General features: G+C 68.1%; 20 protein-coding genes, 2 tRNA genes, 1 other RNA gene and 1 pseudogene. 17 read left to right on the top strand and 7 right to left on the bottom strand.

All coding sequences use genetic code 11. From position 1 onward, the window contains the following. Positions 1-88: 88 nt before the first annotated feature. The 6 genes from BJ988_RS26070 (at position 89) to BJ988_RS31475 (ending at position 6,384) form a co-directional block, all read left to right on the top strand. Positions 89-1,462 carry a ubiquitin family protein gene (locus BJ988_RS26070; protein ID WP_179660746.1) on the top strand — a complete coding sequence of 458 codons (1,374 nt, stop codon included), beginning with the start codon at positions 89-91 and terminating at the stop codon, positions 1,460-1,462. A gap of 155 nt (positions 1,463-1,617) precedes the next feature. Further along, positions 1,618-1,953: a WXG100 family type VII secretion target gene (locus BJ988_RS26075; protein ID WP_179660747.1), complete on the top strand. Its 336-nt coding sequence runs from the start codon at positions 1,618-1,620 to the stop codon at positions 1,951-1,953. A 47-nt stretch (positions 1,954-2,000) separates the two neighbouring features. After that, entirely contained in the window at positions 2,001-2,294 is a 294-nt protein-coding gene (locus BJ988_RS26080) for a WXG100 family type VII secretion target (RefSeq protein WP_179660748.1), read from the top strand. Between the two features lie 183 nt (positions 2,295-2,477). Beyond that, entirely contained in the window at positions 2,478-3,848 is a 1,371-nt protein-coding gene (eccD, locus tag BJ988_RS26085) for a type VII secretion integral membrane protein EccD (protein WP_179660749.1), read from the top strand. After that, entirely contained in the window at positions 3,848-5,254 is a 1,407-nt protein-coding gene (locus BJ988_RS26090; RefSeq protein WP_179660750.1) for a type VII secretion protein EccB, read from the top strand. The genes eccD and BJ988_RS26090 overlap by 1 nt, the downstream gene beginning before the upstream one ends. Next, positions 5,239-6,384 (top strand): S8 family serine peptidase, encoded by a 1,146-nt coding sequence (locus BJ988_RS31475; RefSeq protein ID WP_179660751.1) that lies wholly within the window; start codon positions 5,239-5,241, stop codon positions 6,382-6,384. Before BJ988_RS26090 ends, BJ988_RS31475 begins: the two co-directional genes overlap by 16 nt. A gap of 4 nt (positions 6,385-6,388) precedes the next feature. On the opposite strand, the gene BJ988_RS26100 is transcribed toward BJ988_RS31475, so the two are convergent. Then, complete coding sequence (locus tag BJ988_RS26100; protein WP_179660752.1) at positions 6,389-6,754, bottom strand: winged helix-turn-helix transcriptional regulator; 366 nt, start codon at positions 6,752-6,754, stop codon at positions 6,389-6,391. A 77-nt stretch (positions 6,755-6,831) separates the two neighbouring features. Between BJ988_RS26100 and BJ988_RS26105 the strand changes: the two genes are divergently transcribed. Further along, positions 6,832-7,242 (top strand): Rid family hydrolase, encoded by a 411-nt coding sequence (locus BJ988_RS26105; protein WP_179660753.1) that lies wholly within the window; start codon positions 6,832-6,834, stop codon positions 7,240-7,242. An 80-nt stretch (positions 7,243-7,322) separates the two neighbouring features. Here BJ988_RS26105 and BJ988_RS26110 read toward each other — a convergent pair. After that, positions 7,323-7,410: transfer RNA gene (locus tag BJ988_RS26110), tRNA-Ser, on the bottom strand. A 122-nt stretch (positions 7,411-7,532) separates the two neighbouring features. Here BJ988_RS26110 and ffs point away from each other — a divergent pair. The 8 genes and pseudogenes from ffs (at position 7,533) to BJ988_RS26145 (ending at position 14,558) form a co-directional block, all read left to right on the top strand. Further along, positions 7,533-7,623: signal recognition particle sRNA small type (gene ffs, locus BJ988_RS26115), an RNA gene on the top strand. Between the two features lie 171 nt (positions 7,624-7,794). Next, complete coding sequence (locus BJ988_RS26120) at positions 7,795-9,945, top strand: DNA polymerase III subunit gamma and tau (protein ID WP_179660754.1); 2,151 nt, start codon at positions 7,795-7,797, stop codon at positions 9,943-9,945. Between the two features lie 10 nt (positions 9,946-9,955). Further along, positions 9,956-10,336 carry a YbaB/EbfC family nucleoid-associated protein gene (locus tag BJ988_RS26125; RefSeq protein WP_179660755.1) on the top strand — a complete coding sequence of 127 codons (381 nt, stop codon included), beginning with the start codon at positions 9,956-9,958 and terminating at the stop codon, positions 10,334-10,336. A gap of 48 nt (positions 10,337-10,384) precedes the next feature. Beyond that, positions 10,385-10,981 (top strand): recombination mediator RecR, encoded by a 597-nt coding sequence (recR, locus tag BJ988_RS26130; protein WP_179660756.1) that lies wholly within the window; start codon positions 10,385-10,387, stop codon positions 10,979-10,981. Between the two features lie 99 nt (positions 10,982-11,080). After that, positions 11,081-11,668: a DUF5063 domain-containing protein gene (locus BJ988_RS26135; protein WP_179660757.1), complete on the top strand. Its 588-nt coding sequence runs from the start codon at positions 11,081-11,083 to the stop codon at positions 11,666-11,668. An 11-nt stretch (positions 11,669-11,679) separates the two neighbouring features. Beyond that, a pseudogene (locus BJ988_RS26140) lies at positions 11,680-12,984 on the top strand (aspartate kinase); the annotation flags it as partial. A gap of 123 nt (positions 12,985-13,107) precedes the next feature. Beyond that, complete coding sequence (locus BJ988_RS31150) at positions 13,108-13,518, top strand: ACT domain-containing protein (RefSeq protein WP_425490922.1); 411 nt, start codon at positions 13,108-13,110, stop codon at positions 13,516-13,518. Continuing rightward, positions 13,515-14,558, top strand: a complete 1,044-nt coding sequence (locus tag BJ988_RS26145) for an aspartate-semialdehyde dehydrogenase (RefSeq protein ID WP_179660759.1) — start codon at positions 13,515-13,517, stop codon at positions 14,556-14,558. The genes BJ988_RS31150 and BJ988_RS26145 overlap by 4 nt, the downstream gene beginning before the upstream one ends. A gap of 101 nt (positions 14,559-14,659) precedes the next feature. Here BJ988_RS26145 and BJ988_RS26150 read toward each other — a convergent pair whose 3' ends face one another. The 4 genes from BJ988_RS26150 to BJ988_RS26165 form a co-directional block, all read right to left on the bottom strand. After that, entirely contained in the window at positions 14,660-15,385 is a 726-nt protein-coding gene (locus tag BJ988_RS26150; RefSeq protein WP_179660760.1) for a hypothetical protein, read from the bottom strand. Between the two features lie 52 nt (positions 15,386-15,437). Further along, positions 15,438-15,896 carry a nitroreductase/quinone reductase family protein gene (locus BJ988_RS26155; protein WP_179660761.1) on the bottom strand — a complete coding sequence of 153 codons (459 nt, stop codon included), beginning with the start codon at positions 15,894-15,896 and terminating at the stop codon, positions 15,438-15,440. A gap of 72 nt (positions 15,897-15,968) precedes the next feature. After that, positions 15,969-16,042, bottom strand: a tRNA-Pro gene (locus BJ988_RS26160). A gap of 72 nt (positions 16,043-16,114) precedes the next feature. Next, entirely contained in the window at positions 16,115-17,047 is a 933-nt protein-coding gene (locus tag BJ988_RS26165; protein WP_179660762.1) for a metallophosphoesterase, read from the bottom strand. A 26-nt stretch (positions 17,048-17,073) separates the two neighbouring features. Between BJ988_RS26165 and BJ988_RS26170 the strand changes: the two genes are divergently transcribed. Beyond that, positions 17,074-17,532 carry a GatB/YqeY domain-containing protein gene (locus tag BJ988_RS26170; protein WP_179660763.1) on the top strand — a complete coding sequence of 153 codons (459 nt, stop codon included), beginning with the start codon at positions 17,074-17,076 and terminating at the stop codon, positions 17,530-17,532. A gap of 68 nt (positions 17,533-17,600) precedes the next feature. Here the strand turns inward: BJ988_RS26170 and BJ988_RS26175 are convergent, their stop codons facing one another. Beyond that, positions 17,601-20,057 carry a transglycosylase domain-containing protein gene (locus BJ988_RS26175; protein WP_179660764.1) on the bottom strand — a complete coding sequence of 819 codons (2,457 nt, stop codon included), beginning with the start codon at positions 20,055-20,057 and terminating at the stop codon, positions 17,601-17,603. 226 nt (positions 20,058-20,283) lie between these two features. Between BJ988_RS26175 and BJ988_RS26180 the strand changes: the two genes are divergently transcribed. Then, on the top strand, positions 20,284-20,559 hold the full coding sequence (locus BJ988_RS26180) for a WhiB family transcriptional regulator (RefSeq protein WP_179660765.1): 276 nt from the start codon (positions 20,284-20,286) through the stop codon (positions 20,557-20,559). Positions 20,560-20,580 lie beyond the last annotated feature (21 nt).

A 20,580-nucleotide genomic window follows, 5' to 3' on the forward strand; every position in this document is an offset into this window, starting at 1 on the left:
CCTTTAACCGTGCCGGTCGGGTAAAACGGGCGGTGGAGCTTCCGATGTGGAACTCTGTCACAGGGTCTTCACGCATCCGGGAGGTGTCATGCCCACTCAGACGGCCGATGCCGTTGAGCCGGCGCTCGCAGCAGGCGGTCTGGCGGTCACGGTCCACGGCACCGCCGGTGTGGTCGACATCGTCGTCCCCTCCGACGCGCACGCCTCGGACCTGGCCAGGGAGTACGCCACCGCGGTCGGTCTTCCCGCTCCGCCGGTGCTGCGCGACCGGCGTGGAGTCGTGCTCGTCCCGGACGCCTCGCTCGCCTCACGCGGCATCACCTCGGGTGCCCTGCTGGCGGCCGACTCCCCGCCCACGCAGTCCTACTCGCGGCCCGAGGTCGTGGAGACGGTCGCCCCGAGGCGTGCCGGAGACTTCTCGTTCTACTGGGTCGGCCTGGCCACCCTGCTGGCTGTTGCCGCCGCCGGGTTCGGTGCCCAGGCCGACGGCTGGCAGCAGACGGCCACCGCCGCCCTGCTCGCGCTCGGCGCACTGGTCGGCATCCTCCCCGCCGGGCCGTACGCAGCGCGCCGGGCGATCGTCGCCCCCGCCTTCGCCGCCGGTGCTGCCTTCGTCACCACCATCGACCCCACGCCCGAGACGCTGCCGATGGCCGTCGGCGTGGCCGGGCTGAGCGCCGCGATCGTCGCGACGATCTCGCGGTCGCTCGTGAGCGACGTCGATGCCGCGCTCAAGGTCTGGACCCTGACCGGCGTCGCGGTCTTCGTGGTGACCGCGTTGTGCGCGCTGCTCGGCACCTCACCGCAGGTGCCGTGGTCCATCCTCTTCGCTGCCGCGGCGCTCGCGGCGCGGATCGTGCCCTCGTACGCCGTGGATGTGCCCGACTCCTATCTCCTCGATGTCTCCAAGCTGTCGGTGACCGCCTGGTCGGCGCGGGCCAAGACCACCTCGAGCACGGCGACCGTCCCGTTCGGCGAGGTCACCCAGGTCGCCGAGCGCGGCACCCGGACGCTGGCAGCAGCCTCGTGGGCGATCCTCGCAGTGGTGGCGGTGAGCGGGCCGGGACTGGTCGCGACCGCCACCGCCGACGTGGACCGGGTCGGCGCCTGGGTGATCATGCTGGCGGGCGCCTTCGTGATCCTGCTCTCGGCGCGCAGCTATCGCTACTGGCTGCCTCGTGGCGTGCTGCGGGTCGCGGGGCTCATTTCGCTGGTGGTCGGAGTCCATGCCCTCGTAGGGTGGTCGGACCCGGAGCTGGTCTCCTGGCTCGGTTTGGGCGTCGTGCTGATCGGTCTTGCGGTGATCGTCGCGGCGATCGCGACCGGCCGGGGCTGGCGCTCGGCGAAGTGGGCGGCCCGGGCAGACTGGGCGGAGTCGCTGTGCGGGGCAGCCGTGATCGCTTCGTTCGTGGTCTCCTCCGGGTTCTTCCGGCACCTGTGGGAGTCGGGGTTCCGCGGTTAGACGGCACGGCCGCAAAAAAGTTCAGAGTTTTCTGTTTAGAACTCCGGAGTCGGGGTATGAACACAGTGTCCGGACCTCGGGGGAGCCCATCGGGAGCCGGGCTCCATCAGGTATCAACCTAGGAAGACCGGTTCCGCCGGTGGAAGGACAGCACCATGAGCAGTGAGATCAAGCAAGGTCAGGCGATCAACACCGCCGTCGGCTTCATCAACGAGACGAAGGCCAAGCTGCAGAGCGCCAACAGCCGCACCGTCTCCGAGGCCCAGGGTGAGGGTGCATCGGGCTGGAAGGGCGCCGGCGGCACCTCGTTCCAGCAGCTGATGAACACCTACAACGAGAAGTCGCGCGAGATCACCAACGCGCTCGACGAGCTCACCAGGGGCCTCGAGAACGCCCGCAAGGTCGGTAGCCAGGCCGACGAGGATGTTGCCGGGCAGTCCAGCTCCGTCACCTCCAGCATGGACAGCATCTCGTTCAAGATGGGTGGCTGACCACCCGGTCAGGCCGCATTTCAAGCACAGGACTGGAAGGAACTGACATGGGCGAAGAGATTATCGTCAACCACGGGAAGATGGGCGCCATCACCGACATCCTGATGAAGGGTGTGGCTGACATGGACCGCGAGCTCGACGAGCTCGAGAGGCACATCCTCGGTCTTCAGGAGAACTTCACCGGTGAGGCGGCCAACGCCTACAACCAGGCGCAGGCCAAGTGGAACCAGAGCATCCGCGAGCTCGCCATGGCGCTCGACCGGGGCAGCAAGTTCGTCAACGAGGCCAACGCCGACATGCACCGCGCTGACCAGCGCGGCGCGGCCGGCTTCGGCGGCTGAATTCTTCAGCACACAGACAAACACGAGGGGACCGGTGCAGGCACCGGTCCCCTCGTAGCTGGTTTTATGGCAAAGTCAGCGCTGATGCTCGCTGTCTGACTCAGCGGGCGCGATGTAGCCCTAGCTCTCGGGACATTCGGTCGGTTCGTCCCGGGTACAGGCACGACGCGAGGAGTTCGTGAAATGACGCAGGCGCAGGTGGCGCCCACGGGGTTGGTACGGGTCACTGTCGCCTCCGGCACCCGTCGGATGGATCTGGTGCTGCCGGGCTCGGTGCCGGTCGCAGAGCTCGTCCCCGAGCTCGCGCGAAGCGTCGGGTTGCTCGACCCGCAGACGGCTTACGCCGGCTACCGCGTCGTGCTGGCCGACGGTCGCAAGCTGACCGGTGACCTCGGACTGATCCCTCAGGGTGTCGAGGACGGCGGTGTCCTCACCGTGAGCGCCGGGATCGACGACAAGCCGCCGCGGGTCTACGACGACGTGGTCGAAGCGATGACCGACGTCGTCGAGAGCGAGATGGCTCCGTGGAAGCCGGAGGCAGGCAGGCGTACGTCGCTGCTGGCTGCCGCGATGCTGCTGCTCCTCGGTGCCGGGGCGCTGTGGACCCAGTCGCCGTCGATGCTCGCCGGTGTCGCGGCCGCCGTGATCGGCACCATCCTCGCCGGAGGCGCGATCGTGCTCTCCCGGCTCGAGGCGGAGAACGACGCCGCGATCGCCGCGGTGTGGATCGGCGAGATCTACGGTGCGGTCGCCGGCTTCCTGATCGGCTCCGCCTCGCTCGGGACCGACGGAGGCGTCGGGATGCCGCTCGCCCTCGCGGGTGCGGGCGCGATGCTCGCCTCCGCGATCGGCTTCCTCGGCCTGGGCGACGCCCGGATCCTGGCGATGCCGGGTGCGCTCGTCGGTGGCGTCTTTCTGGTGGCCGGCCTGCTGCTGAGCGCGACCGGATGGAGCGCCGGCGTCGTGCTCGGGATCGTCCTGGTCGTCGTGGTGCTGACCGGCAGCTTCTTCCCGTGGCTCGCGCTGAGCACTACCAAGACCGACGTCCCCCAGCTCTACTCCGACGAGGACATCAACCTCGACCCCGACGAGATCAGAAAGGATCAGGTCCGGGTCGACGCCAAGGTCGCCCACGAGATCCTGGTCGCGATCGCTCTCTCCGTCGGCGTCCTGGTCGTGCTGACCACGCCGTTCGTGGTTCAGCTCGGGCTCGCCGGCACGCTGGTGGCGCTGGCCGCATGCGTGGTGCTGATGCTGCGCACTCGGCAGTACCGGACCGGCTCCGAGGTGCTCGTCGGTCTCTCCTCCGGGATCGCCGGCCTGCTCTCGATCGGGGCCGCGCTGCTGATCTACCACGAGTCGTGGCGGCCGACGACCGCCGTCGTGCTTGCGGCGGCGGGCGGCGTACTCCTGGTGCTGACGCTGGTTCCTGACGTCGGGTCCATCCGGCGTGGCCGGCTGGCCGATCTCGCCGAGACGATCTGTCTGCTCGCGATGCTGCCGCTGATGGTGCTCGCCTCGGGCCTCTTCGGCGCCGCGGTGGCTGGTTTCTGATGGCCAGCAAGAAGGACCTCGTAGAGGCGCATGCCTTCAGCCGGCGCCGGCTGGTCTCCGCGTTCCTCTCCGGCGCCCCCGGCGGGCGCGAGGTGGAGCCGGCCCGGCCGGGTCGCTCGGTCTTCGGTGGAGTCATCCTCGCGGTGCTGCTCATCGCCGGCGGTGCCGTCGCCCACTTCCTCGCTCCCCGGCCAGCGACGGGCTGGGCAGACCAGCCCGGTCTGATCGTGACCAAGGGCGGGGCGCGGTACGTCGTCACCGGCCCCGAGAACGACAGGGAGCTGTACCCGGTCGTCAACCTCGCCAGCGCCCAGCTCATCCTCGGTCTCGACCTGGAGGAGAAGTCCAAGGTCATCGACCAGGAGGAGATCGACAAGGAGTTCCCCAAGGGCACGATCGGCCTCGGCGGGCCCAACGTTCCGGAGGAGCTGCCGCTGACGTCCGACTTCATCAACACCGGTTGGACCGCGTGCACGGCTGACGATGCAGGCACATTCCTGAACATCTCAGCCAAACCTGACGTGCGTCAGGCCGCTCAATCCGGCTTCTTGGTGCAGACCGCAGAAGGCACCTATCTCGTCGCGGAAAGCACGGACGTCGACGGCGGCACGCAGGCGTACAGCTACAAGATCGAAGGCGACGCCGAGACGTACGCAGACCGTATCTTCACGGGGCCGATCTCGACCCCGAGAGTGCCTCAGTCCTGGGTGAACCTCTTCCCGGTGGGCGGCACCCTCAGCGGCGGTTCCTTCGGGAGCGCCTTCGCCAAGGCGGGGCAGGCTGTCGAGGGTGAGGACTACCCGATCGGTACGAAGGGTAATTACCTGGCCAAGGACTATCTGATGACTGAGACCGGTTGGATCCGACTCGAGGACTTCGCCAGCGAGGTCTACGACATCGCCTTCGGTGACAAGGTCAACCTGCAGCAGTTGGACTCGCAGCCGAACATCGACGGTGAGCGTCTGGAAGCGTCCACTTTCTGGCCGAGGTCGACAGTCGACCCAGCGACAGGAGCTGCTTGTGCTCGGCTCGAGACCGGAGCCGCTACGACGGTGCGGCTCGGCATCGAACCAGGTGAGAAGGCGTGGCCGGCGAGCCCGCCCGGGGCGGACAGCCTCACCGAGGCGAGGGTCGATCCCGGAAAGGGTGCTTTCGTCTATGCCGCCAACGACGAAGACCTCGACAAGAAGAGCGCCACCCCCTATCTGATCGATGCCCGTGGCACCGCCAACACGTTGGACGGTCCGCTCACTGTCGACCGGCTCGGCCTGAGCTTCGACTCCGGTCCGATCGTCCCGGGCACGTGGCTGCAACTGCTCCCCAGCGGCGCTGCGCTCTCCACTGAGCTGGCGCTCTGCCCGCCAAACAGCGATGAGGTCAAGGTGGACCAGTGCGTGGCCCAGTGACGCTCGTACGTCGCGGGGTCGCCCTCGCCGCCGTCGCGAGCGGGTTGACTCTGCTGGGCAGCCCGGGCCCGGCGTACGCAGCGGAGGAGCGGGCAGAGTGCTCGGCCTATGCGACGAACACCGGTGGGGGCGCCCCGCAGAAGGCGGATACCCGGACCGCGCCGGTGCCGGAGCAGGTCGCCCCGTTCGCGATCATGCGGATCGCCGAGGCTCAGAAGGTGAGCAAGCAGGGTCAGGGGATCCGCATCGCGGTGGTCGACTCCGGTTTCGGTCGCAACGCGCAGGAGTACCACGGCACCGTGGCGGCGGGCCTGATCTCCCAGATCGCGCCCAAGGCGAGGCTCAGCGACCATCCGGTCCTCAAGGTCGGTCAGGAGAAGTCGACGATCGAGGCCAAGAAGATGGTGGCCGAGCTCGGCTCGCTGGCCAAGGGCAATGCGAAGGGGCTGATCGTCGACATCGGTCTGCCCGCGACCCAGCAGGCGCCAGGCCTAGACGCTGCCGTCGACGCGCTCATCAAGAAGGGGGCCATCGTGGTGATGGCCTCGGACTGGTCCGAGGTCACCACCGACTCGGACCCTCTGGACATCGCCTCCAAGGCGTTCCCCAACGCCAACGACTCGATCGTGACGGTCAGCGCCTCCGGCACGTGGGCCTCCGACCCTGACTTCAAGGTGCTGCCGAACTCCAGGACGGATGTCACGGCCCCGACGTACGGTGCTCCGTCGACGACGCTGTTCGGTCAACCGTGCTGGGTCGACTCGATCACGACGTCCTTCGCCGCAGCCGAGGTCTCCGCCGTGCTCGCGCTGATCTGGTCGACCAACCCGGGCTGGAGCGCGGACCAGGTCATCGACCGGCTCTACAGCACCACGTCAGGTCGTGAGGGCCAGGGCGGGCGCTACTGGGGCGCCGGCGTGGTGAACGCCTACGACGCGCTCACTCGTCCGCCCGTCGAGGAAGCCGCCACGGCGCCGGAGATCGAGCAGGCGCCGATGGCTCGGGAGAAGGTCGACCCGCTCGCAGCCATCCGCGACAACGCGATCTGGTGGGGCATCGTCGGCGGTGGCGCGCTCGGTCTCGGGCTGGTTCTGCGACCGATGTTCTCGCGGCGCAAGGGCTCGATGTAGCTCGTCACCGCTCGCTGTCGAAGGCTTCGCGCGCTGCTTCGACCTCCGGGAGCGTCGAGGCCGACCATTGGTAGAGCTGGTCGATGAGATCCTGCAGCGTGCTGCCCAGCGGGGTGATGCGGTACTCCACCGCGATCGGGCGCGTGCTCAGCACGACGCGTTCGACCATGCCGTTGCGCTCCAGGCGGCGCAGCGCTGTGGTCAGCGACTTCTGGGTCACCGCCGGGATCGCCTGGCGCAGTTCGTTGAAACGGCGCGGCCGCTCGCACAGCGTGTCGAGCACCTGGAGCGACCACTTGTCGAGGAGCTGGTCGAGGAGCTCGCGATGCTCCTCGGTCAGGCGCAGCGGGCCAGGGTTGGTATCCGGCATGACACCTAGTCTCGTTGAAGTTTCCTCTGGATACCAAGTACACATGAGAAACCCTGTCCCTCGAAAGGAATCTCATCGTGCCCGTTGAACTGCTCACCCCTGACGGCATGTTCCAGCCCGTGCCCTATCACCACGTCTCCGTGGCGACCGGCTCCCGTCACGTCCACGTCGCCGGCCAGATCGCCCGGGACGAGCTCGGGCGTGGCGTTGCTCCGGGCGACCTCGCCGGCCAGCTCGCCCATGCCCTCCGCAACACCGCCCGCGGACTGGCCGGGGCCGGCGCCACCTTCGCCGACGTCGTACGTCTCAGGTTCTTCGTCACGAACTGGACCCCGGACAAGTACGACGCGTTCGTCGCCGGTCTCGAGAGCGTCGTCGACGAGCTTGGCATCCCGCAACCCCTGCCGCCCCTGTCGGCCATCGGCGTGGACTACCTCTTCGAGCCCGACGTTCTCGTCGAGGTCGAGGCGTACGCCGTCCTGGACTGAGCCGCTCGGAGAATGCAGAACGCCGGTCCGGAGCTTGCGCTTCGGGCCGGCGTTCTTGCAGGTCAACCTAGGTTTCCTGCTGGCGGATCTGGGGGGATTCGAACCCCCGAGGGCTTGCACCCAACACGGATTCCAGCCGTGCGCCATAGGCCACTAGGCGACAGATCCGTGAGGGATCCTACGCGGCTGTGGGAGCCGGGGGGAAATCGGCGGAGGTGGCGGGTCGCGACCCTGACAAGCTCGGTACACCGCTTTGGGATCCGCGCGGCGACTCGTCTAGACTCTTCGACAACCCCCCATGTGGCGACATCTTGTCGAACCTCCCCAGGGCCGGAAGGCAGCAAGGATAAGCGAGCTCTGTCGGGTACGTGGGGGGCCTTTTCATGCCCTCTTTCCCTTTCGACGAGATCTTTCGCACCAGACGGAAAGTGGTCGATATGGGCCCAGTAGGCGCAGGACCGATGGCCCAAAGTGTCCACTTTGCAGGGTTCGCCCGCTGCGCGGCCGCCCGGCGGCTACCGACTGTCGGTGACGGTCGTTAGGGTTCATGGGGTGGACGCACCCCTTGCTCTCTATCGCCGCTACCGGCCGGAGACGTTTGCCGAGGTCATCGGCCAAGATCACGTCACCGGTCCGCTGCGCAATGCGCTGGCAGGCAACCGGGTCAACCATGCGTACCTCTTCTCCGGTCCACGCGGCTGCGGCAAGACGACCTCGGCGCGGATCCTCGCCCGAGCGCTGAACTGCGAGAAGGCGCCGATCGCGGACCCGTGCGGGGAGTGCGACTCGTGCCGGGACCTGGCGCGCGGTGGGCCCGGAAGCATCGACGTGATCGAGATCGACGCGGCCTCGCACGGTGGCGTCGATGATGCCCGTGACCTGCGGGAGAAGGCGTTCTTCGCGCCGGTCAAGAGCCGCTACAAGGTCTACATCATCGACGAGGCCCACATGGTCTCGACGCAGGGCTTCAACGCGCTGCTCAAGCTCGTCGAGGAGCCGCCGGAGCACCTGCGGTTCATCTTCGCGACGACCGAGCCGGAGAAGGTCATCCCGACGATCCGGTCGCGAACCCATCACTATCCGTTCCGCCTCTTCCCGCCCAAGCTGGTCGCCGACTACATCGCGACGCTGTGCGAGATGGAGGGGATCGCCGTCGAGCCGGCGGCGCTGCCACTGGTCGCGCGCGCGGGCGCCGGGTCGATGCGAGACAGCCTCTCGGTCATGGACCAGCTGCTCGGTGGCTCGGGGCCCGAGGGAGTGACGTACGAGCTGGCCGCCGGGCTGCTCGGCTACACCCCGGACGCGCTGCTGGACGAGGTCGTCGACGCCTTCGCGGCCCATGACGGCGCTGCCGTCTTCGGCGTGATCGACAAGATCATCGAGACCGGTCAGGACCCGCGGCGGTTCACCGAGGACCTGCTGCGACGGCTGCGTGACCTGGTGATCGTCAAGGCGGTCCCGGACGCGCCCGCGACCGGCCTCATCGACGTCTCCGAGGACGGCGGCGAGCGGCTGGTCGCCCAGGCGGGCCGCTTCGGGCCGCACGACCTGTCGCGGGCGGCCGATGCGGTCGCTACCGGTCTGACCGAGATGCGCGGTGCGACCGCGCCCAGACTTCTGCTCGAGCTGATCTGTGCCCGGGTGCTGCTCCCCGCGGCCGACGGTGCCGACGGCCTCGCGGCCCGGCTGGACCGCCTGGAGAGGCGGATCGAGATCAGCGGTACGCCGACGGTGACCGCGCCTCTGGCGGCGGCCGCCCCTGCCCAGGACCGGCCGGTGCTCAAGCCGTCCGTCGGTGCGCCCGGGCATGAGACGGCCACTTCGGCGTCCTCGCAGCCCGAGCCCGCCCAGACGTACGCTGCTCCGGCCCCTGAGCCGACTCCTGAGCCCGCTCCCGCCTCGGAGCCCGCCCGCGAGCCCGATCGCGAGCCTGCGCCGGCGCCAGCACCGGCCGCGGACATGCCAGCGGAGCTGCAACCGCACACTCAGGCTCCCGCGGGGGCCGCCCCGACAGGCTCGACCACCGGTCCCGCGCAGCCGGGTGGCATGGGCAACGTGGACATCCGGCGCCTGTGGGACGACGTGATCGCCCAGATCAAGGGCCTGCGTCGAGCGACCTGGTCGCTCGTGGGTCAGAACGCCCAGGTGGTCGACTTCCGCGACGGCGTGCTCACTATCGGGTTCGCGTCGCCGGGCCTGCGTGACCGGTTCGCGACCGGTGGTCACGAGCCGGTGCTCGGGCAGGCGCTGGTCAACGTGATCGGCATCCAGCCGAAGATCGAGGCGATCGTCGCGGGTGGCGGCCAGAGCGCTCCGCAGCGCCAGGCTCCGCCGCCGCAGCCGAGCCAGCCTCGTGAGCCCGCCCAGCCGCAGCAGCCCCAGGAGGCGTCCTGGAACGAGCAGGCGCCGCCGCCCGACTGGGCCGCCGAGCCGCCGCCACCGGACCAGCCACCGCCGCCGGAGCAGTCCGCGACGCAGCCGGCTGACCCGGGAGCGATCGCGTTGGCTCGGGAGGCCATCCGGCCGACGCGTACGGCCGACTACGAGCCTCCCGTCGACGACACCGCGGCTCGTCTCGCGGAGGCCGACGCCGCGGTGAACCCCAACGACCAGGCCTACGACGGGCCGGCCGCGATGGGCGCCGAGGCGCTGCTCGCTCAGGAGCTGGGTGCAACGATGATCGAAGAGATCCCACACAACTAGGACGGCACAGATGACGAACCCACTCGAAGGCCTCGGCGGCGAAGGCGGCTTCGACCTCAACGCGATCATGCAGCAGGCTCAGGCCCTGCAGAGCCAGATCGTCGACGCCCAGGAGAAGCTCGCTGAGACGATCGTCGACGGCACCGTCGCCGGCGGTGCGGTGACCGTCAAGCTCACCGGCACCGGCGAGCTGGTCGGCGTGGAGATCAAGCAGGGCGAGTTCGACGGCAGCAGCCCGGATGACCTCGAGGACCTCGGTGCAGTGATCGTGGCCGCCTACCGCGATGCGAAGAGCAAGGCCGACGATCTCGCGGGTGAGGCGATGGGCCCCCTCGCGGGTGGCCTCGGCGGTGGCCCCGGTGGCGAGACGCCGTTCAAGCTCGGCTTCTGAAATAGACACTGCTGAGTCAAGCACAGCTAGAGACAGGCGATAACCAAGTTGTACGAGGGTGTGGTCCAAGACCTCATCGACGAGCTGGGACGGCTGCCGGGCGTAGGCCCGAAGAGTGCCCAGCGGATCGCTTTCCATCTGCTCCAGGCTGATCCTGCTGACGTACATCGGCTGGCCTCGATCCTCAACGAGGTCAAGGCGAAGGTGAAGTTCTGCTCGGTCTGCTTCAACGTCTCCGAGGAGGAGACCTGCCGGATCTGTCGCGACCCGCGTCGCGAGCCGTCCGTGCTGTGCGTGGTCGAGGAATACAAGGACGTCGTCGCGATCGAGCGCACCCGTGAGTTCCGCGGGCGCTACCACGTGCTCGGCGGTGCGATCAGTCCGATCGACGGGATCGGTCCCGACCAGCTGCGCATCCGCGAGCTGGTCCAGCGGCTGAACGATCCGGGGATCACCGAGGTGATTCTCGCCACGGATCCCAACCTCGAGGGCGAGGCGACGGCGACGTACCTCACCCGTCAGCTGAGCCCGCTCGGCCTGAAGGTGACCCGCCTGGCCAGCGGTCTTCCGGTCGGTGGCGATCTGGAGTACGCCGACGAGGTCACTCTCGGGCGCGCGTTCGCCGGGCGCAGAGCCGCCGAGTGAACCCTTAAGCCCTGATAAGAGCCGACTCTTTGCCCTCGTCAGGCCGCGACTTCGGAGGTAGCCTGACGATTCAATGGGACCTCGGGAAAGGGGGCCGTCATGACGAACGACTTGACCGGCAAGGACTTCGCCACCAGCATCGCCGACTCGGTGGAGAGCTTTCTGCTCTCGGTGCGCGCGATCGCTGCCGACGGCGACGGTGGCAGCGCTGTCCCGATGCTGCTGCTGGAGGTGAGCCAGATCCTGCTGGCGGGCGCGCGGCTGGGCGCCCAGCAGGACTTCGAGCCTCGTGAGGAGTTCCAGCCCGACGTGGGCATGGAGGCAGATGTCGACGAGCTCCGGATGGGGCTCGCCGAGATGTTCGGCGACATCGACACCTACAGCTTCGTCTTCGACCCCTACAGCCCCGACGTGGTCGACAGCCAGATCTCCGACGACGTCGCCAGCCTGGTGACCGATCTGGAGTACGGCCTGCGTCACTACCGGCTCGGCGACGTCGCCGAGGCGCTGTGGTGGTGGCAGTTCAGCTACGTCAACAACTGGGGAAACCTGGCCGGGGCGGTGCTCAACGCGCTGCTCACCGTGGTCGCTCACGACCGTCTCGACACCGAGCCGTTCACCGGCGAGGACGAGGACCTGGCTGCCGCAGATGAGATGCTGGAGAAGACGGCCGCACCGGCAACGTAGACTCTCCCGGCGTGGGAATCGTCGTTCAGAAGTACGGTGGCAGCTCGGTCGCAGACGCTGCAGGCATCAAGCGCGTCGCTCAGCGGGTCGTCGCAACCAAAGAGCAGGGCCACGACGTTGTCGTGGCCGTCTCCGCCATGGGCGATACCACCGATGAGCTGATCGACCTGGCCAACAAGGTCTCGCCCGACGCCACCGCGCACGCGCGTGAGTTCGACATGCTGCTCACCTCCGGCGAGCGGCAGTCGATGGCCCTGCTCGCGATGGCGATCAACGACGTCGCGAACGAGCGCGGGCTGGCGTACGAGGCCCGGTCGTTCACCGGGTCGCAGGCCGGTCTGATCACCGACGCGCAGCACGGACGCGCAAAGATCCTCAGCATCACCCCGGAGCGGATCCAGGCGGCGATCGCCGACGGCGCGATCGCGATCGTGGCCGGCTTCCAGGGCGTCTCCAAGGACACCAAGGACATCACCACGCTGGGCCGTGGCGGCACCGACACCACCGCCGTCGCGCTGGCGGTGGCGCTGAACGCCGACGTCTGCGAGATCTACACCGACGTCGACGGCGTCTTCACCGCCGACCCGCGGATCGTCCCGACGGCACGCAAGCTGAGCGTGGTCGCCTTCGAGGAGATGCTCGAGCTGGCCGCCTCCGGGGCCAAGGTGCTCCACCTGCGTTCCGTGGAGTTCGCCCGGCGTCACAGCCTGCCGATCCACGTACGCTCCTCGTTCTCCACCCTCAACGGCACCGTGGTCAAGGGCAGCATCGATGCGGTCTCACCGCACGGCGAGCTCCACGCCGGTGCGGACGCCGGCATGGAGGCGCCGATCGTGGCCGCCATCGCCTACGACAGCAGCCAGGCGAAGATCACCGTGGTCAACGCCCCCGACCAGGTGGGCGCGGCCGCGAAGGTCTTCGAGATCATCGCCGGCGTCGGGATCAACGTCGACATGGTGGTGCAGGATTCAGCGGCGGCCCGCGCCGGGCGGACCGACATCACCTTCACCCTGCCCCGCCAAGACGTCGTGCGAGCCAAGAAGGCACTGGAGCTGGCGCGCGACGATCTCGGCTTCGAGGACGTCGACGCCAAGGAGATGGTGGGCAAGGTCTCGCTGATCGGCGCCGGGCTGCGTACGCAGCCGAAGAAGATCGCCGACTTCTTCTCCGCCATCGCGCAGGCCGGGGTCAACATCCAGATGATCTCGACCTCCGAGGTCCGGGTCTCGGTCGTCGTCGACGACGACGAGGTCAAGCGGGCGACGGAGGCCGCGGAAGCGCGGTTCAGCGACGTCGCGGCCGAGAAGGTCTCCTACGGCGTCGATGACGGTGCGGACACCCCGGAGATCGTCGGTGTCGCCCACGACCGCGGCGAAGCCAAGATCACCGTTGCCGGTGTCACTGACGAGCCGGGCAAGGCCGCCCGCATCTTCGACACCATCGCCGACAACGGCATCAACATCGACATGATCGTGCAGAACGTGTCGGCGAAGGAGACGGGGCGTACGGACATCTCGTTCACGCTGCCCCGCGCGGACGTGAAGAAGGCTCGCGCCGCTCTCGGTGACATCCAGGCCGAGGTCGACTTCTCCGACCCGGTCATCGACGAGCAGGTCGGCAAGCTCTCCATCGTCGGCGCCGGGATGCGTACGCATCCGGGGATCACCGCGAAGTTCTTCGCGGCGCTTGCCGCCGACGGGGTCCTGATCAGGATGGTCTCGACCTCGGAGATCCGGGTCTCGGTGCTCGTCAACGCCGACGACCTCGACCGCGCGGTGCGCGCCGCACACAGAGCATTCGGCCTCGACAGCGACGTAGAGGCCATCGTCTACGGAGGGACCGGCCGATGAGTGTCAATCTGGGAATCGTGGGAGCCACCGGGCAGGTGGGCGTCGCCGTACGTCAGATCCTGCTCGAGCGCGGCTTCCCGCTCGGCGAGGTCCGTTTCTTCGCCTCGGCTCGCTCGGCGGGCAAGACCATCGAGTTCGGCGACCGATCGGTCGTCGTCGAGGATGCTGCCACCGCCGACCCGTCGGGCCTCGACATCGCGATCTTCTCCGCCGGCGGCGCCACCTCGAAGGCGCTGGCGCCGAAGTTCGCCGACGCCGGCGTCATCGTCATCGACAACTCCTCGGCCTGGCGCAAGGACCCGTCGATCCCGCTGGTCGTCTCCGAGGTCAACCCGTCGGCCATGGCCGGGGTCATCGAGGCCCGCCAGGGCATCATCGCCAACCCCAACTGCACCACGATGGCGGCGATGCCGGCGCTCAAGGTGCTCCACGACGAAGCCGGGCTCGAACGCCTCATCGTGTCGACCTACCAGGCCGTCTCGGGCTCCGGCGTCGCCGGCGTCGAGGAGCTCGTCAACGGCATCGCGGCCGCCGGCGACAAGGCCCGTGAGCTCGCCTACGACGGGTCCGCCATCGCGTTCCCGGAGCCGGACAAGTACGTCGAGACGATCGCCTACAACGTCCTTCCCTACGCCGGTTCGCTGGTGGAGGACGGCCTCAACGAGACCGGCGAGGAGCAGAAGCTCCGCAACGAGTCCCGCAAGATCCTCGCCCTGCCCGACCTGCGGGTCTCCGGCATCTGTGTCCGCGTCCCGGTCGTCACCGGCCACTCGCTCGCGGTCAACGCCGAGTTCTCCTCGCCGCTGACCCCCGAGCGCGCCACCGAGATCCTGGCGAACGCCCCCGGTGTCGAGCTCCGCGACGTACCCACGCCTCTGCACGCCGCCGGCAAGGATCCCTCCTACGTCGGCCGCATCCGCCAGGACGAGGGTGTCCCGGACAACCGTGGCCTCGCCCTGTTCATCTCCAACGACAACCTCCGCAAGGGTGCTGCGCTCAACACCGTCCAGATCGCCGAGCTGGTAGCCGCCGCCCTCTGACGAGACGTCACGTACGTCGGCCGAGATGGCATCACGGTGCCACCTCGGCCGACGGGAGTGACGCCTCGGCCGACGCGGGTGACGCCTCGACGTGGGGCTTGTCAGTCGATGTAGGTCGTGGTGACCCAGTAGGAGAGGGCGTACGCGGCGGCGTTGAGGATCACGGCGATGATCACGGCCCAGGCGTTGTCGAAGAGCTCGGTGAGGAAGAGCATCGAGACCACGGCGACGAGGGCTGAGCCGAGGAAGCTGATCGTGAAGGGGGAACGGGCGCCGGTCAGGCGGAGGAGGTAGCCGCCGACGACGACCGCGAGGACGAAGACGGCGATGAGGATGATCGCGCCCTTGTCGCCGAGCGACGAGGTGCCGCGCGTCCACTGGCTCACGGTGCCGCTGAGCCAGATCGCCAGGGTCATGAACGCGCCGACGATGGCGCCGATCATGACGGCCGCCGACATGCCGGTCGGGGTGGCGAGCTTCAGCCGCCGTTGGCTCGGGGCCTTGGCCGTCTTGGGCTCCTTGGCTGCCTTGGGCGCTCGAGGAGTCTTGGGCGCTCGAGGGGTCTTGGCCTTCGGTTCCCGCACCGGTTTCGGAGGCTTCGGGGCTCTCTGCTTCTGCGCGGGCTTCTCGACAGCCTTCTTCGCCGGCGGCTCGGGCGCGACGACGGGCGGTGCCGTCTTCTCCAGCACCTGGGTCTTCTCCGCGGAACCCTGCTGAGCCGAAGGCTTCTCGTTCTCAGGCTTGGCGTCGGCCGGCTTCATACCCGCACGCTTCTTCTTGAAGCCGAACGACGGCGCGGCGAGCTTGTCGGCGGGGTCGTTGGTCATGAGGGGCAGTTTCGCATGCCGTACGCCACAATTGAACCCAGGACGACCGAACTCAAGCGCGGGTCAGACGGATGACCGGGATCTCGCGGTCGGTCTTCTCCTCGTAGCTCCCGAAGTTGGCGGCCGAGTCGACGATCGCGGCCCAGACGCGTGCGCGCTCCTCGCCATGGATCTGCTCGGCGACCACGGGGATCGTCTCACCGCCGAGCTCGATCGTCACGCGATCCGGGTGGGCGGCGAGGTTGTAGTACCACGCCGGGTTCTTCACCGCGCCGCCTGCCGAGGCGACCACCAGCCAGGTGCCGTCGTCGCCGGGGAACCAGGCGAGCGGCGACGAGCGCGGTTCGCCGCTCTTCTTGCCGATCGTGGTGAGCACGAGCAGTCGCATCCCGGCCGTCGTCGAGTTGCTCTTGCGGGCCCGGCGCATCATCAGCCTGTTGCCCAGCTTCAGGAGAGGGTTGGCGGTGGGCTGCCTGGCGCCGCGAGTGCCGTTGCGAGTGTCGAAGCTCATGTCGTCGACACTACTCGGTCAAAAACAGGTTCAGGCCCGGAGATCTGGTGATCTCCGAGCCTGAACTCACTGTCGGGTTGACAGGATTTGAACCTGCGGCCCCCTCGTCCCGAACGAGGTGCGCTACCAAGCTGCGCTACAACCCGAATGCTGCACCGATCAACGGTCCAACGAGAGTTGAGCATAGCCCAGAGGCTTCCCGGATCCGTAATCGAGCCCTACTGGCGAGATGACCCGCGCGGCGTGAGCGTCAGGAGGGTGGCCTCGGGGCGGCAGGCGATCCGGATCCGGGTGTACGGCGACGTGCCGAGGCCGGCCGATACGTGCATCCAAGCCTGCCGTCCACCGTGGGTGTGCGTGTGCAGCCCGCGCACCCGGCCGGGGTCGAGATCGCAGTTGGTCGCGAGAGCCCGCCCGCCGGGCAGGCAGATCTGGCCACCGTGGGTGTGACCCGCCAGGATCGCGTCGTAGCCGTCGGCGGTGAACTGGTCCAGGACCCGCAGGTACGGTGCGTGCGCGACTCCGAGGCGTACGTCCGCGGACGGGTCGGCGGGGCCCGCGACCGCGGGCAGGTCGTCGAGGCGGAGGTGGGGGTCGTCGACCCCGGCGAAGGCGAACTCGATGCCCTTGACGGTCAACGACGAGCGCGAGTTGGTGAGATCCAGCCAGCCGGACTTGGTGAAGGACGCGGTCAGATCACGCCAGGGGAGCTCGGGCACGTTCGTACGCCGCTTGCCGCTGTCCGGCAGCAGGTAGCCGATCGGGTTGCGCATCCGCGGCTCGTAGTAGTCGTTGGAGCCGTGCACGAAGACGCCGGGCACGTCGAGCAGCGTGCCGAGGGCGTTGACTACCGCCGGCACGGCCCGCCGGTCGGCGAGGTTGTCACCGGTGTCGACGACCAGGTCCGGCTTCAGCGCGGCCAGCGAGGCGATCCAGTCGAGCTTCTTGTGCTGCGACGGGACCACATGCATGTCGGAGAGATGCAGCACGCGGAGCGGGTCCGCGCCTTCCGGGAGCACGGGCAGCCTCACGCGGCGCAGCGTGTACTGACGGGCCTCCCACAGGGCGTACGTCGTCATGGCCGCGCCGGTGGCGAGCCCGGTGCCGATTGCTGTGCCGACTACTGGGCCGATCACTGAGGCGAGCCGCATGGCTCAACCCTGCCACAATGGGTTCCATGAGCTCTTTGAAGGACCGACTCCGTGCCGATCTGACCTCTGCGATGAAGGCCCGTGACAAGGACCGTGCCGGGACGCTGCGCATGGTCTTGGCTTCGATCACCGAGGCCGAGGTGGCCGGCAAGGAGGCCAAGGAGCTAACCGACGACGAGATCATCACGATCCTTACCCGCGAGGCCAAGAAGCGTCGCGAGGCGGCCACCGCCTTCGCCGAGGGTGGCCGCACCGAGCAGGCCGCGAAGGAGACCGCGGAGGCTGCGGTGATCACCGAGTATCTTCCCGCTCAGCTGAGCGCTGAGGAGATCTCCGACCTGGTCAGCAAGGCCATCGCCCAGACCGGCGCCGCCGAGGAGGGGATGCGGGCCATGGGCAAGGTGATGGGCATCCTGACCCCGCAGACCAAGGGCCGTGCCGACGGTGGCGCCGTCGCCGCAGAGGTGCGCAAGCAGCTCGGCTGAGCAGCACCGGAGAACACTGCGGCCCCCACCGGATCGGTGGGGGCCGCAGTCGTTGAGCGGGCGCGGCGTCAGTCGCTCGGCCACTCCCAGCCGAAATCGGGTCCTTCGTCGACCGCCGCCGGCTTCCCGTTGCCGGGCTTGTCGTCGTCGCCGCCGTCGTCCTCGGGCTTCTTCTTGTCGGGCTTCTTCTCGGGCTTGGGGTCGCGCTTCGGCTCCGGCCCGAGCGAGGTGTAGATCGTGATCGGCGAACCCTCGGCGGCGTCGCCGGACGGGGTGGTGAAGGCGACCAGACCGCGGTCGTACTCGGAGTACGCCTCCGGGCCGAGCTGGACCTGGAAGCCGGCGCTCCTCAGCACCTTCGTCGCCTTTTCAACGGTCATGCCGCCGACCCAAGGGACGTCGACTGTGTTTCCTGCGATCACGTTCGGGTCGGGCTCCTGGAAGTCCACCGACTTGAGGTATTTGTCGATCACCTGCATCGCGTCGCCCCACATCGGGCCGGCGAAACCCGACCCCGATGCGGTGGCGATGTAGTCGCCGCCGATGTATTGGCCCTGAAGACCTAGCGGCGTGCCTGCCGAGTTGGCCCCGGCGATCATCGCAGCGGTCGCGAGCCGCGGCGTGTAGCCCATCAGCCACACCGCCTTGTTGTCCTGCGTGGTGCCGGTCTTGCCGGCGCTCGGCACCGACAGGGCCAGGTTCTGGCCGAAGCCACCGGGCTCCATCACGCCGCGGAGGATGTCGTTGACCGCGTCTGCAGTGCCCTTGGCCATGGCCTGCTGGCAGGTCGGCTCGTACTTCTTGATCACCTTGTCGTTGGCGTCGAGGATCTCGTTGACCGGCACCGAGTCGCAGTGCTTCCCGCGGGCGCCGAACGTCGCGTACGCCTCGGCCATCTCCAGCGGGCTGACGTCCACGACGCCGAGGGTGAACGTCGGCACCCGCTCTGCGCCTCCACAGCGAGTCTCGCTCGGCTTGCAGACGTGGCCGTCGTCGAAGTTGACCCCGAACGGGGCGGTGAGCTTGACACCCATCTTCTGCGCCATCTTGTAGGGCGTGCACATCCCGGTGAGCTGGAAGAGCTGGGCGTAGAAGGTGTTCACGGACTCTCGGGTGCCGGTGTAGGCGTCCTTGCTGCCCGAGGTCGTGGAGTTGTGGAAGGTGTGGGAGCCGACCCGGTTGCCGTCCCCGGGACAGCCGGCGAAGGTGGACTCGTTGAGGGTCAGCTCTTCGGGCGAGTTGATCTGCTGCTTGAGCGGAAAGCCCTGCTCGATCGCCGCTGCGAGGGTGAACGCCTTGAACGTCGAGCCGGCCTGGAAGCCGTTGGAGTCGCCGGCCTTCTCCTTCGGGACCAGGTAGTTGAGGTAGGACTGGCCCTTCTTCTTGTTGTCACCCATCGGACGGGACTGGGCGAGCGCCCGGACCCGACCTGTGCCGGGCTCGACCATGGCCAGCGCGCCGATGGCCTGGTCGGTGGCGTGAACGTGATCCTCGACCGACTCCTGAGCGGCGTCCTGGAAGCGCTGGTCGAGCGTGGTCTTGATGGTCAGACCGCCGGACTTGATCAGCGCCAGCCGGTCGGTCTCGTTCTCCCCGAAGGCGGGGTCCTTGAGCAGCCACTTGATCACGTAGTCGCAGAAGAACTCAGCGGACGAGCCGAGGCAGCCGTTGCGCTGCTTCTGGACGTTGAGGCCTAGGCCAGCGTCTTTCGTCTTCTCCGCCTCGGGGCGGGAGATGACCTTGAGCGCGGCCATCCGGTCGAGGACGACGTTGCGGCGGGCGATGGTGGCGTCGGGGTAGTTGGTCGGGTCGTAACCGGTGGGGTTCTTCACCATCCCGGCGAGCATCGCCGACTGCTGCCAGTTGAGCTCGGAGGCGTTGACGTTGAAGTAGTGCTTGGCGGCGGCCTGGACGCCGTAGGCGCCGTCGCCGAAGTAGGCCGCGTTGAGGTAGCGCTCGAGGATCCAGTCCTTGGAGTGCTTCTCCTCCAGCGCGATCGCGTAGCGCAGCTCGCGGATCTTGCGGGCCGTCGACTTCTCGATCGCGGCCTTGCGCTCCTCCTCCGTCTTCGCGGAGTAGACCAGCGTCGTCTTCACCAGCTGCTGGGTGATCGAGGAGCCGCCCTGCACCGAGTCGCTGGCCTGGTTGGTGATCAGCGCGCGCAGCGTGCCCTTCAGGTCCATCGCGCCGTGCTGGTAGAAGCGGTAGTCCTCGATCGCCAGGAGCGCCTTGGTCATGTTGGACGAGATCTGGTCGAGCGGGCGATAGACGCGGTTCTGGTCGTAGAGCGTCGTGATCAGCTTGCCCTTGCGGTCGACGATCTTGGTCGTCTGGGACATCTCGTCGATCTCGAAGGCCTGCGGCAGCGAGTCCATCTTCTCGGCGGTCTCTTTGGCAGCGATCCCGGCCACACCGGCGAAGGGGATGGCCAGACCTGCGGCGACGACTCCGAGGACGGCTGCCACACCGCACATGACGGCGAGGTGCTTGAGCACGGTCTGCGGGCGCAGCGACGGCGAGGACATGCTGGTCATCGTAGGTGATCGCGGCTAATAGCACATGATTCGCAGTTGGCGCCGCACAGGTGGGTCAAAGGGGGTCCCTGGGACCCTCCTAGTCATTTCGGGCTACATACTTTGGGCCAGAAGGGTGTGTCACTAGAGAGGTTGCGGTCTTTAACCTTTAGTCCGCACGGGCGCCCACGCCGTCATTTGGGGAGGGCGAAGCGCTCCGACGAAGGGATGGCACACAATGTGGATTGATGAATGGTCGCTGCAGGCTGCATGTCGTGAGAACGAGCCCGACGAGCTCTTCGTCCGGGGAGCCGAGCAGAACAAGGCCAAGATGGTCTGCTCCGGCTGCGTCGTCCGCACCGAGTGCCTGGCCGAGGCGCTCGACAACCAGATCGAGTGGGGTGTCTGGGGCGGCATGACCGAGCGTGAGCGTCGTGCTCTGCTCCGTCGCAGCCCGAACGCTTCGTGGCGTGCGGTGCTCGAGGCCGCGCGCACCCGTGCCATCGTGGAGTGAGCACTCGTCCCCTACTCGAGT

Origin of the sequence: Nocardioides panzhihuensis, from assembly GCF_013408335.1 — a bacterium.
GTDB lineage: Bacteria > Actinomycetota > Actinomycetes > Propionibacteriales > Nocardioidaceae > Nocardioides > Nocardioides panzhihuensis.

Excerpts from the sequence above, each read along its gene's own strand:
- BJ988_RS26070 (WP_179660746.1), top strand. The coding sequence starts at position 89 with ATGCCCACTCAGACGGCCGATGCCGTTGAGCCGGCGCTCGCAGCAGGC.
- BJ988_RS26075 (WP_179660747.1), top strand. The coding sequence starts at position 1,618 with ATGAGCAGTGAGATCAAGCAAGGTCAGGCGATCAACACCGCCGTCGGC.
- BJ988_RS26080 (WP_179660748.1), top strand. The coding sequence starts at position 2,001 with ATGGGCGAAGAGATTATCGTCAACCACGGGAAGATGGGCGCCATCACC.
- eccD (WP_179660749.1), top strand. The coding sequence starts at position 2,478 with ATGACGCAGGCGCAGGTGGCGCCCACGGGGTTGGTACGGGTCACTGTC.
- BJ988_RS26090 (WP_179660750.1), top strand. The coding sequence starts at position 3,848 with ATGGCCAGCAAGAAGGACCTCGTAGAGGCGCATGCCTTCAGCCGGCGC.
- BJ988_RS26100 (WP_179660752.1), bottom strand. The coding sequence starts at position 6,754 with ATGCCGGATACCAACCCTGGCCCGCTGCGCCTGACCGAGGAGCATCGC.
- BJ988_RS26125 (WP_179660755.1), top strand. The coding sequence starts at position 9,956 with ATGACGAACCCACTCGAAGGCCTCGGCGGCGAAGGCGGCTTCGACCTC.
- BJ988_RS26135 (WP_179660757.1), top strand. The coding sequence starts at position 11,081 with ATGACGAACGACTTGACCGGCAAGGACTTCGCCACCAGCATCGCCGAC.
- BJ988_RS26145 (WP_179660759.1), top strand. The coding sequence starts at position 13,515 with ATGAGTGTCAATCTGGGAATCGTGGGAGCCACCGGGCAGGTGGGCGTC.
- BJ988_RS26150 (WP_179660760.1), bottom strand. The coding sequence starts at position 15,385 with ATGACCAACGACCCCGCCGACAAGCTCGCCGCGCCGTCGTTCGGCTTC.
- BJ988_RS26155 (WP_179660761.1), bottom strand. The coding sequence starts at position 15,896 with ATGAGCTTCGACACTCGCAACGGCACTCGCGGCGCCAGGCAGCCCACC.
- BJ988_RS26165 (WP_179660762.1), bottom strand. The coding sequence starts at position 17,047 with ATGCGGCTCGCCTCAGTGATCGGCCCAGTAGTCGGCACAGCAATCGGC.
- BJ988_RS26170 (WP_179660763.1), top strand. The coding sequence starts at position 17,074 with ATGAGCTCTTTGAAGGACCGACTCCGTGCCGATCTGACCTCTGCGATG.
- BJ988_RS26175 (WP_179660764.1), bottom strand. The coding sequence starts at position 20,057 with ATGTCCTCGCCGTCGCTGCGCCCGCAGACCGTGCTCAAGCACCTCGCC.
- BJ988_RS26180 (WP_179660765.1), top strand. The coding sequence starts at position 20,284 with ATGTGGATTGATGAATGGTCGCTGCAGGCTGCATGTCGTGAGAACGAG.